This window comes from Pseudomonas sp. TMW22089 (assembly GCF_022496645.1).
GTDB classification, from domain to species: Bacteria; Pseudomonadota; Gammaproteobacteria; order Pseudomonadales; family Pseudomonadaceae; genus Aquipseudomonas; species Aquipseudomonas paraversuta.
The window spans coordinates 65,049-75,682 of the sequence record NZ_SCFG01000002.1; the positions used below are offsets into that span (position 1 = coordinate 65,049).

A 10,634-nucleotide genomic window follows, 5' to 3' on the forward strand; every position below is an offset into this window, starting at 1 on the left:
CGGCAGCAGATTTTGCAGGAACTGGCTTGATCGCGATCTTTTCAACCAGGCCCAAGAGCTCGCTCCGACAGAACTCGTACAGCCCCCACCAATTTCAGGGCAAAAAAAAGCCACCCGGGGGTGGCCTTCAAAAACTAGAGAAAGAAGTTTTACTTAAACTGCTGCAACCGGACGCATGTACGAGATCGGTGCTGTGCTGGCGTCTTCAAAGGTCACGACTTCCCACGCATCTTTCTGTTCAATCAGCTTGCGAAGCAGCTGGTTGTTCAGTGCATGGCCAGACTTGAAGCCCTTGAACTCACCAATCAGGCTATTGCCCAGCAGGTAGAGGTCACCAATAGCGTCGAGAATCTTGTGCTTCACGAATTCGTCTTCGTAGCGAAGCCCGTCTTCGTTCAGTACACCATTGGCGTCGACCACGATCGCGTTTTCAACGCTACCGCCGAGTGCGAGGTTGTGCTTGCGCAGGTACTCGATGTCACTCATGAAACCGAAAGTACGCGCGCGGCTGACTTCTTTTACAAACGAAGTGCTGGAAAAATCCACGGTTGCGCTTTGGGTACGGTTACGGAAAACCGGGTGATCGAAATCGATCTCAAAGCTCACTTTGAAGCCTTCGAAAGGGACGAAAGTGGCGCGCTTGTCGCCATCTTCCACTGTCACTTCACGCAGGATACGGATGAACTTCTTCGGCGCGTCCTGTTCTTCCAGGCCGGCAGATTGAATCAGAAACACGAAAGGTCCGGCGCTACCGTCCATAATCGGGACTTCAGACGCGGAGAGTTCGACGTAGGCGTTATCGATCCCCAGGCCAGCCATGGCCGAGAGCAAGTGCTCTACCGTGTCTACTTTGGTATCGCCGTTGACCAACGTGGTCGACATCGTTGTCTCGCCGACGTTTTCCGCGCGGGCAGGAATCTGCACAACAGGGTCAAGGTCTGCACGACAAAACACGATGCCGGTATCCACAGGCGCAGGCTTGAGGGTCAGGTAGACCTTCTCACCGGAGTGCAGGCCGACACCTGTGGCACGGATAATATTTTTCAGGGTGCGTTGTTTAATCATGGCATTGGCCGCTTCAGCGCAAATTGCGAACTGGTATCAACAAAGGCTGGCGATAATAGCAGACCGAACCTTTGCTGAATACCAATCACCTTAATCCCCCTGATTGATTTCATTAATCAGCCTGTCGACGCAGGAAAGCCGGGATATCCAGATAATCCAAATCGTCTTGCGGGTTGAGCTTGGCAGCGGTAGTCGCACCTTGCTGGGCCTGATTACGCATCACGGTCGGGCGGTCCAGATCACGGTAGTTAACCACTGGCTGTTCCTGACGCTCGGTACGTGCTTCCTGACGAGTAGAAGCTGCGTGTGCCGAAGAGGCTGCGTAAGAGGCTTGAACGCTGTTGTCGATAACCTTGACCGGCTTCTCGATTTTCGCGCCCAGACCGGTCGCAACCACGGTCACATGCAGTTCGTCGCGCATGTCCGGATCGATAACGGTACCGACCTTGACCATGGCGTGCTCGGAAGCGAAGGCTTCGATGATGCTACCCACGTCGGAGTACTCACCCAGGGACAGGTCAGGACCGGCGGTGATGTTCACCAGGATGCCGCGTGCACCTTCCAGGTTCACGTCTTCGAGCAACGGGTTGCGGATCGCCGCTTCGGTTGCTTCACGTGCACGGTTCGGACCGCTGGCGCAGCCAGTGCCCATCATCGCCATGCCCATTTCGCTCATCACGGTACGTACGTCGGCAAAGTCGACGTTGATCATGCCCGGACGCTTGATGATGTCGGAGATACCGCGAACGGCACCGGCCAGTACGTCATCGGCCTTGGCGAAAGCCGACAGCAAGCTGGCGTCCTTGCCCAGGATGGTGAGCAGTTTTTCGTTCGGAATCGTAATCAACGAGTCAACGCTTTCGGACAGCAGACGAATACCTTCGTCAGCGATCTGCATGCGCTTGCGGCCTTCAAACGGGAACGGACGGGTCACCACCGCAACGGTGAGGATCCCCATTTCCTTGGCCACTTCGGCAATGATCGGCGCTGCACCGGTACCGGTACCTCCGCCCATGCCCGTGGTGATGAACACCATATTGGTGCCCTGCAGCACTTCAGCGATGCGCTCTCGGTCTTCCAGAGCGGCCTGACGACCGACCTCAGGATTTGCACCCGCACCCAGGCCTTTGGTCACACCGGTGCCCAATTGCAGGATGGTTCGGGCGCCGATGCTTTTCAGCGCTTGCGCGTCAGTGTTGGCGCAGATGAATTCCACGCCTTCGATGTTGCTCTTAACCATATGATTAACAGCATTGCCACCGCCACCACCAACACCGATAACCTTGATTACCGGGCTTTGCGGGATGTTGTCTACGAGTTCGAACATTTTCCCTCTCCTTTCATTTCTCTAGTTTTTTCGCCTACTTCTACTGCTTTGAATCTTTTACTGCTCAAGCTTTAAAAGTTGCCCTGGACCCAGCGCTTCAGGCGCTCAAGCACAGGGGCTTTTTGTTCATCACTGCTGTAGTTGTCGCGGTTGCTGATACCCGACATGGAGATGCCGTCTGACTGCTTTTGCAGCCCGTACAGCAACAAGCCCACAGCGGTGGAGTAAATCGGATTGCGCACAACATCGGACAAGCCCTTGAAGCTGTGCGGCACGCCCAGGCGAACCGGCATATGGAAGATTTCTTCGGCCAGTTCGACCGCACCTTCCATTTTCGAGGTACCGCCGGTCAGCACGATGCCGGCCGGGATCAGGTCTTCGTAGCCGCTGCGACGCAACTCGGCCTGAATCAGGGTGAACAGCTCGTCGTAACGCGGCTCGACCACTTCGGCCAGGGCCTGACGGGACAGTTCGCGCGGTGGACGGTCGCCTACGCTCGGGACTTTGATGGTTTCACCGGCGCCGGCCAGTTTGGCCAGGGCGCAGGCGTAACGGATCTTGATTTCTTCGGCGTACTGGGTCGGTGTACGCAACGCCATCGCGATGTCGTTGGTCACCTGGTCACCGGCAATCGGGATCACCGCCGTGTGGCGAATGGCGCCTTCGGTGAAGATCGCGATATCGGTGGTACCGCCGCCGATGTCGACCAGGCACACACCCAGTTCTTTCTCGTCATCGGTCAACACCGAGTAAGCCGACGCCAGTTGCTCGAGGATGATGTCGTCCACCTCAAGGCCACAGCGGCGCACACATTTCTCGATGTTCTGTGCTGCATTCACTGCGCACGTTACTACGTGCACCTTGGCTTCCAGACGTACGCCCGACATCCCCAGTGGCTCACGAACGCCTTCCTGGTTATCGATCACGTAGTCCTGGGGCAAAGTGTGCAGCACGCGCTGGTCTGCCGGAATCGCAACGGCCTGAGCAGCGTCAAGCACGCGCTCAAGGTCGGCGGAGCTGACCTCACGGTCCCGAATTGCCACGATGCCGTGGGAGTTCAGGCTGCGGATGTGGTTGCCGGCAACACCGACAAACGCCGAGTGAATCCGGCAACCGGCCATCAGCTGCGCTTCTTCGATGGCGCGCTGGATCGATTGCACGGTGGACTCGATATTCACCACCACGCCTTTCTTCAGGCCACGGGACGGATGCGTGCCAATACCGACGATTTCGATGGTGCCGTCTTCCCCGACCTCGCCCACCAGCGCCACCACCTTGGAGGTGCCGATATCGAGACCGACGATCATTTTTCCGCTTTGCACGTTTGCCATGGGTCCTGCCTCTTCTTAATTCTTCGCGACAGCGGGTTGGGCTATCGTCGGTGCCACAGGTTCCCGCCAGCCGACGGCCAATCCGTTGGCATAACGCAAATCGATGCGCGCTATGTTTGTAATCTGTTCTTTCAGCGTTTTTTCATAGATGGCTATGAAGCGACGCATTTTTTCTACCAGGTGATCGCGCCCCAACAGCAACTCGATCCCGGGCCCTGCACTGCCGGCTCCGGTGGTCAGGAACCAGCTACCGCGTTCACGCAATTCCAGCCGGGCAATGGAGAAGCCCATCGGACGCAGCATCTGGCTCAACACCTGATACTGCTGCATCACTTGCTGCTGAGCCCGTTGTGGGCCGAACAGCTGCGGCAAGTGTTCGTAATTGGCCAGCTCACGCGGGGTGAATGCCTGGCCCTGGTTGTTCAACAGCGCTTCATCACCCCAGCGGGCTACCGGCAACTGTTCTTCGAGACGGATCACCACCTGGTCAGGCCATACGCGCCGGACTTCGGCGTGGGCAATCCAGGGCATCTGTTCCAGCTCGGTACGCATGCCTTCCAGGTCGACGGTGAAGAAGCTCGCCGCCATGTAAGGGGCAATGCGCTGCTGCACGGCCTGCTGGCTGATGTAGGTCAAATCACCCTGCACGTTGATGTTGGTGATCGGCCGGTCGGCGTACGGCATCAGGCGCTGCGCACCTTCGTACGTGCCGTACCCCAGCACCACCAGCAACACGGGCCAGAACAACACTTTCAGGAAGCCAAAATTGGCTTTCGGCAGACGCACTGACATCGGCTCTTTAGCCACCATCCGGCTTGCGCCCCGAGGCACCGGCTTGCGGCCGGGAACGGGTTGCTGATGACGAAGCGATGCGCCTTGCATGTTTTTAACCTCGAGCCTCGACGCTGGCTGCCAGAATCGACAGCACCAGCTGTTGAAAATCCAGACCGGCAGCACGGGCCGCCATCGGCACCAGGCTGTGATCGGTCATGCCCGGAGCGGTGTTGACTTCGAGCAGCCAGAACTGGCCATCGGTGTCCTGCATCACGTCCAGACGGCCCCAACCGGCGATACCTATCGCCTCACAGGCTTTAGCCGTGAGGTCCATGAGTTCTTGCTCCTTGGTGCTATCGAGCCCGCACGGGATCCGATACTGAGTATCCGAGGACAGGTACTTGGCGTCGTAGTCGTAGAACGAATGCGGGGTGCCCAGTGCAATAGGTGGCAGCACTTGGTCACGCAGGGTGGCGACGGTGAACTCGGGACCGGTGATCCATTGCTCAACCAACACTTGCGAGTCGTACTTACTGGCCTCTGTCCACGCAACGATCAACTCGTCAGCGCTGTTCACTTTGGCCATACCGATACTTGAACCTTCATGTGCCGGTTTGACGATCAAAGGGAAGCTCAGTTCCTTCGCCGCAGAAATACAATCGGCTTCGCTGGTCAGCACGGCATGACGCGGGGTTGGAATACCCAGGCTGTGCCACACCTGCTTGGTGCGCAATTTGTCCATTGCCAGCGCCGAGGCAAGGATGCCGCTGCCGGTGTAAGGGATGCCCATGTATTCGAGCAGGCCCTGGATGCTGCCGTCTTCACCGCCACGACCGTGGAGAATGATGAAGGCACGGTCGATTTTTTCGTGCGTGATGCGGGCGATGAAATCGTCGCCGACATCGATCCCGAAGGCATTCACGCCGGCACTTTGCAGTGCTTCAAGCACGGCATTGCCCGACTTCAGGGACACTGCGCGCTCAGCGCTTTTGCCGCCGAACAACACGGCAACGCGACCGAAGTCGGCAGGGGCAATGGTGGAGAACAGATTGGCGTAGGCAGCGGTCATTTCAACTTCCCCCCGCTGGCTGCGACAACGGCACCGGCGAATAGTGGACTGTTAATAAGTTGCGGTGCCAGACGGCCGATATCGCCCGCCCCTTGGCACAACAGGATGTCGCCGGCACGCAGCAGCGGCTTGACGATCGGCGCCAGCTCAACGCCACGCTCGATGTAGATCGGGTCCAGCTGGCCACGCTGGCGGATGCTGTGGCACAGCTGACGGCTGTCGGCGCCCGGAATCGGCTCTTCGCCGGCCGGGTAGACTTCCATCAACAGCAGTACGTTGGCGTCGGCCAACACCTGCACGAAATCGTCGTACAGATCGCGGGTACGGCTGAAGCGATGGGGCTGATAAACCATGACCAGACGACGGTCCGGCCAGCCACCGCGCACTGCTTTAATCACGGCCGCGACTTCGGTCGGGTGGTGACCGTAATCGTCAACCAGCATCACGTGACCGCCTTCAACCGGCAGCTCGCCGTAGACCTGGAAGCGTCGGCCTACACCCTCGAAGCCGGACAGGCCCTGGACAATGGCCTCATCGCTGATGCCTTCATCAGATGCGATGCAGATGGTCGCCAGAGCGTTCAGCACGTTGTGGTTACCCGGCATGTTCACCGACACATCCAGCGGCTCGCGATCGGGGCGCAGCACCGTGAAGAAGGTCTGCATGCCTTGCTGGCGAACATTGATCGCACGCACATCGGCGGCTTCGCTGAAGCCGTAGGTGACGGTGGGACGCTTGACCAGGGGCAGGATTTCACGCACCACCGGATCATCCAGGCACAGCACGGCCAGGCCGTAGAACGGCAGGTTGTGCAGAAACTCGACGAAGGTTTTCTTCAGCTTGTTGAAGTCACCCTCATAGGTCGCCATGTGGTCGGCGTCGATGTTGGTCACCACCGCAACCATCGGCTGCAGGTGCAGGAAGCTGGCATCGCTTTCGTCAGCTTCGGCAATCAGGTAACGGCTGGTGCCCAGTTGTGCATTGGTGCCCGCTGCATTCAGTCGGCCACCGATCACGAACGTCGGATCGAGGCCACCGGCTGCGAACACCGAGGCCAGCAGGCTGGTGGTGGTGGTCTTGCCGTGGGTACCGGCTACGGCGATGCCGTGGCGATAACGCATCAGCTCGGCCAGCATTTCAGCCCGCGGCACCACCGGAATACGGCGTTCCAGGGCAGTCGCGACTTCAGGGTTAGAGGTGTTGACCGCACTCGACACGACCAATACATCGGCAGTGGCAGCGTTCTCGGCGCGGTGACCGATAAAGATGTGCGCACCGAACGACTCAAGACGCTCGGTAACTGGCGATGCGTTCAGGTCGGAACCCGACACTTCATAACCCAGGTTCAGCAGCACCTCGGCAATACCGCACATGCCCACGCCGCCGATGCCGACGAAGTGGATGCGACGGATACGGCGCATTTCCGGTTGCGGCATGGCTTTCTGATTCTCAACCATTGGCCACCTCCAGGCAGATATCTACAACGTTGCGGGTTGCATCAGGTTTGGCCAGGCGGCGAGCATTGGTCGCCATGCTGTTCAGTCGTTCCGGTTGCATCAAAACCTCTGTCAGGCGTGCGGCCAGTTCGGCTGCGCCAGTTGTCGCTTGCGGCATCAGGAAGGCAGCACCTTCGCGAGCCAGAAAGTCGGCATTACGGCTCTGATGGTCATCAATCGCGTGGGGCAATGGCACCAGCAGCGATGGCAGACCGGCCGCAGCCAGTTCACTGACGGTCAGCGCGCCTGCGCGACAAACCACCAGGTCGGCCCAGCCATAGGCTTGGGCCATGTCTTTGATAAAAGGCTGCACTTGAGCCTCGACGCCGACCGCGCCATAGCGCTCGGCGGTAATTTGGTCGTGCTGTTTGCCGGCCTGGTGAAACACTTCAGGACGCACCTCAACCGGTACTTTGGCCAGTGCTTCAGGCAACAACTTGTTCAACGGCTCGGCCCCCAGACTGCCGCCCAGCACCAGCAGGCGCGCCTTGCGGCCTTCGAGTGCGGCCCGTGGCGCCAGGCTGAACAATTCAGGGCGGACCGGGTTACCGGTACTGCGCAGCTTGTCCGATACCGCGAAGGTTCCGGGGAAGGCTTCGCACACACGGCTCGACATCGGCACCAGCAAGCGGTTGGCAGTACCGGCCACGGCGTTTTGCTCGTGAATGATCACCGGCACACCGCAGGTTTTGGCTGCCAGACCACCAGGCCCGGTCAAATAGCCACCAAACCCGAGCACGCAGACCGGCTTGAGCTGGCGAATGATTTTGCGCGCCTGAAACATGGCCTTGAGCAATACAAACGGCGCCTTGAACAACGACAGCTTGCTCTTGCCACGCAGGCCGGTGACGTTGATCCGGTGCAGGGTAAAACCGGCAGGTTCAACCAGTTCGTTCTCGATCCCGCGCGGGGTTCCAAGCCAGTGCACGCTGTAGCCGCGTGCTTCAAACTCACGGGCGCAGGCCAGCGCAGGGAACACGTGTCCGCCGGTACCGCCCGCCATGATCAGCACATTAGCGCCCATTGTTCGGCTCCTCTGCGAAATCACTTTCTTTGAAATCAGTCTCTTCGCTGCCCAGGTGGGTTCGACTCTCCCACTCGATTCGCAGCAGCAGACCCATACATACGCAGCAAATCACCAGGGAACTGCCGCCATAACTGAGGAATGGCAAGGTCAGACCCTTGGTTGGCAACAGGCCGACGTTCACCCCGATATTGATCAGGAACTGGCCGATCCACAGGAACGACAAGCCGTACGCCATGTAGGCGGCGAAATACTGTTTGGCCCGCTCGGCCCACATGCCGATGTACATGCCGCGCACGCAGACGAATACGAACAGGGCCACGGTCAGCAAGGAGCCGACCACACCCAGCTCTTCAGCCAGTACCGAGAATACGAAGTCGGTGTGCGCTTCCGGCAGGTAGAACTGCTTCTGTACGCTGTTGCCCAGACCGACCCCGAACCACTCGCCACGACCGAATGCGATCAGGGCCTGGGTCAGCTGATAACCGGAGCCAAACTGGTCGGACCACGGGTCGGTAAAGGTGATCAAGCGGGCCATACGATAAGGTTGCGCCTGCACCAGCACGAAGACCGCACCGACTGCCAGCGCCACCATCAGGGCGAAGCGGAACAGGCCGACACCGCCCAGGAACAACATCGCTGCCGCTGCCCCCATCATTACGACGGTGGCACCGAAGTCAGGCTCCATCAGCAACAGACCGGCCATCGGCAGCAACACGATGAAAGGCTTGAAGAAGCCCATCCAGCTTTCGCGGACTTCCTTCTGCTGACGGACCAGATAACCGGCGAGGTAGATCACCACGAAAACCTTGGCGATTTCCGAGGGCTGTACGTTAAAGAAACTGAAGCCGATCCAGCGCATCGAACCGTTCACTTCACGGCCAATGCCCGGCAGCAGCACCATCACCAGCAAGCCGAACGCACCGATCAGCAATAACCAGCCCAGGCGCTGCCAGGTAGCAATCGGCACCATCATGGTCAGCACGCATGCAACAAGGCCAAGCACGATATAAAACAGGTGGCGGATCATGTGATAAAGGGTGTTGCCCGACTGCAGGGCGGCCACTTCAGACGATGCCGAGGTGATCATCACCAGGCCCAGGCCGAGCAAGGCCATGCAACCGGCCAGAAACGGGAAGTCGAGGTCAATGCCACGGCCCGTGATCAACGGCGAAGGGTAAGGTTTCAGAATGCCGAAAATCATGCCTGGGCCTCCACTGCACGCGCAAACAGATGGCCACGCTCTTCGTAATTTTTGAACATGTCGAAACTGGCGCAGGCCGGCGACAGCAATACCGCGTCACCCGGGCGGGCCAGCGAACGGCTTTGGGCAATGGCTTCGTCCAGGGAGCTGACGCGCACCTGGGGCACGCTATCGCCCAAGGCGTCGGCGATCAGGCCGGCATCGCGGCCCATCAGGACCACTGCGCGGCAGTACCTGGCCACTGAGTCGTGCAGGCCACTGAAGTCTGCACCCTTGCCGTCACCGCCGGCGATCAGTACCAGCTTGCCGTCCATGTCCGCTCCCAGGCCTTCGATGGCGGCCAGTGCGGCCCCCACGTTGGTGGCCTTGGAGTCGTTGTAGTAGCTCACACCCTCAAATTCGCGTACCCACTGGCAGCGATGTTCAAGACCGGTGAAGCTGCGCAGGCCGCTCAGCATGGCGTCGAACGGCAGGCCCACGGCATGCCCCAGCGCCAGTGCCGCCAGGGCATTGGCCTGATTGTGGGCGCCGCGCACTTTCAGCTCGCGGACCGGCATCAGGTTTTCAAATTCGAAGGCGAGATATTTTTCGCCGTTTTCTTCACGCAGGCCGAAAGCCTTGAAGTCGGGCGCGCTCAAACCGAAGGTCCAGCACGGCAGCCCTTCGCTCATCAGCGGCCGGGTCAAGGCGTCCTGACGGTTGACCACCACCTGCCTGGCACCGCGGAAAATCCGGTGCTTGGCCAGGTGGTAGGCCGGCAGACCGCTGTAACGGTCCATGTGGTCTTCGCTGACATTGAGCACGGTGGCCACTTCTGCGCCCAGCTGGTTGGTGGTTTCCAGCTGGAAGCTCGACAGCTCCATGACGTACAGCTCGATGTCATCACTGAGCAGATCCAGCGCCGGCGTGCCCAGGTTGCCGCCGACGGCAACACGCTTGCCGGCAGCCAGGGCCATTTCACCCACCAGGGTGGTCACGGTGCTCTTGGCGTTGGAACCGCTGATTGCCACGATCGGTGCCTTTGCGTTACGCGCGAACAGATCGATATCACCGGACAACTTCACGCCACGGGCAGCCGCTGCCTGCAGTGCCGGAGTCGCCAATGCCAGGCCGGGGCTCACGTAGAGCTCATCGGCGCGGCACAGGAACTCGACATCCAGTTCGCCACAACGCACCTCCACCTGGGGGTAGTCACGGCGCAGCGTGGCCAGCTCCGGCGGATTTTCCCGCGTATCCGCCACAGCAAAGGACACGCCCTGCTGCGCCAGAAAGCGCACCAGGGACATGCCGCTCTTGCCGAGGCCGACAACGATGCGGAAGTGGTCAGAAGCGATCAGAGACACA

The 10,634-nt window shown here is 59.6% G+C and carries 9 protein-coding genes; all 9 read right to left on the bottom strand.

Annotation, left to right across the window (positions count from 1 at the left end; all coding sequences use genetic code 11):
- Positions 1-153: 153 nt before the first annotated feature.
- Positions 154-1,065, bottom strand: a complete 912-nt coding sequence (gene lpxC / locus EQV90_RS02635) for a UDP-3-O-acyl-N-acetylglucosamine deacetylase (RefSeq protein WP_003443572.1) — start codon at positions 1,063-1,065, stop codon at positions 154-156.
- Positions 1,066-1,177: 112 nt separating this feature from the next.
- Entirely contained in the window at positions 1,178-2,392 is a 1,215-nt protein-coding gene (gene ftsZ, locus EQV90_RS02640; protein ID WP_003443576.1) for a cell division protein FtsZ, read from the bottom strand.
- Positions 2,393-2,463: 71 nt separating this feature from the next.
- Positions 2,464-3,723, bottom strand: coding sequence for a cell division protein FtsA (gene ftsA, locus EQV90_RS02645; protein WP_003443600.1), 1,260 nt, complete (start codon positions 3,721-3,723; stop codon positions 2,464-2,466).
- Positions 3,724-3,738: 15 nt separating this feature from the next.
- Entirely contained in the window at positions 3,739-4,605 is an 867-nt protein-coding gene (locus EQV90_RS02650; protein ID WP_037001571.1) for a cell division protein FtsQ/DivIB, read from the bottom strand.
- 4 nt (positions 4,606-4,609) lie between these two features.
- Complete coding sequence (locus EQV90_RS02655) at positions 4,610-5,566, bottom strand: D-alanine--D-alanine ligase (protein WP_003443607.1); 957 nt, start codon at positions 5,564-5,566, stop codon at positions 4,610-4,612.
- Positions 5,563-7,023 carry a UDP-N-acetylmuramate--L-alanine ligase gene (gene murC / locus EQV90_RS02660; protein WP_003443610.1) on the bottom strand — a complete coding sequence of 487 codons (1,461 nt, stop codon included), beginning with the start codon at positions 7,021-7,023 and terminating at the stop codon, positions 5,563-5,565. Before murC ends, EQV90_RS02655 begins: the two co-directional genes overlap by 4 nt.
- Positions 7,016-8,086 (bottom strand): undecaprenyldiphospho-muramoylpentapeptide beta-N-acetylglucosaminyltransferase, encoded by a 1,071-nt coding sequence (murG, locus tag EQV90_RS02665; protein WP_003443612.1) that lies wholly within the window; start codon positions 8,084-8,086, stop codon positions 7,016-7,018. The genes murC and murG overlap by 8 nt, the downstream gene beginning before the upstream one ends.
- Positions 8,076-9,287, bottom strand: a complete 1,212-nt coding sequence (gene ftsW / locus EQV90_RS02670; protein ID WP_177412998.1) for a putative lipid II flippase FtsW — start codon at positions 9,285-9,287, stop codon at positions 8,076-8,078. The genes murG and ftsW overlap by 11 nt, the downstream gene beginning before the upstream one ends.
- Positions 9,287-10,633 (bottom strand): UDP-N-acetylmuramoyl-L-alanine--D-glutamate ligase, encoded by a 1,347-nt coding sequence (gene murD, locus EQV90_RS02675; RefSeq protein WP_003443619.1) that lies wholly within the window; start codon positions 10,631-10,633, stop codon positions 9,287-9,289. Before murD ends, ftsW begins: the two co-directional genes overlap by 1 nt.
- Between the last annotated feature and the right edge of the window lies 1 nt (position 10,634).

Excerpts from the sequence above, each read along its gene's own strand:
- EQV90_RS02655 (WP_003443607.1), bottom strand. The coding sequence starts at position 5,566 with ATGACCGCTGCCTACGCCAATCTGTTCTCCACCATTGCCCCTGCCGAC.
- murC (WP_003443610.1), bottom strand. The coding sequence starts at position 7,023 with ATGGTTGAGAATCAGAAAGCCATGCCGCAACCGGAAATGCGCCGTATC.
- lpxC (WP_003443572.1), bottom strand. The coding sequence starts at position 1,065 with ATGATTAAACAACGCACCCTGAAAAATATTATCCGTGCCACAGGTGTC.
- ftsZ (WP_003443576.1), bottom strand. The coding sequence starts at position 2,392 with ATGTTCGAACTCGTAGACAACATCCCGCAAAGCCCGGTAATCAAGGTT.
- murG (WP_003443612.1), bottom strand. The coding sequence starts at position 8,086 with ATGGGCGCTAATGTGCTGATCATGGCGGGCGGTACCGGCGGACACGTG.
- EQV90_RS02650 (WP_037001571.1), bottom strand. The coding sequence starts at position 4,605 with ATGCAAGGCGCATCGCTTCGTCATCAGCAACCCGTTCCCGGCCGCAAG.
- ftsA (WP_003443600.1), bottom strand. The coding sequence starts at position 3,723 with ATGGCAAACGTGCAAAGCGGAAAAATGATCGTCGGTCTCGATATCGGC.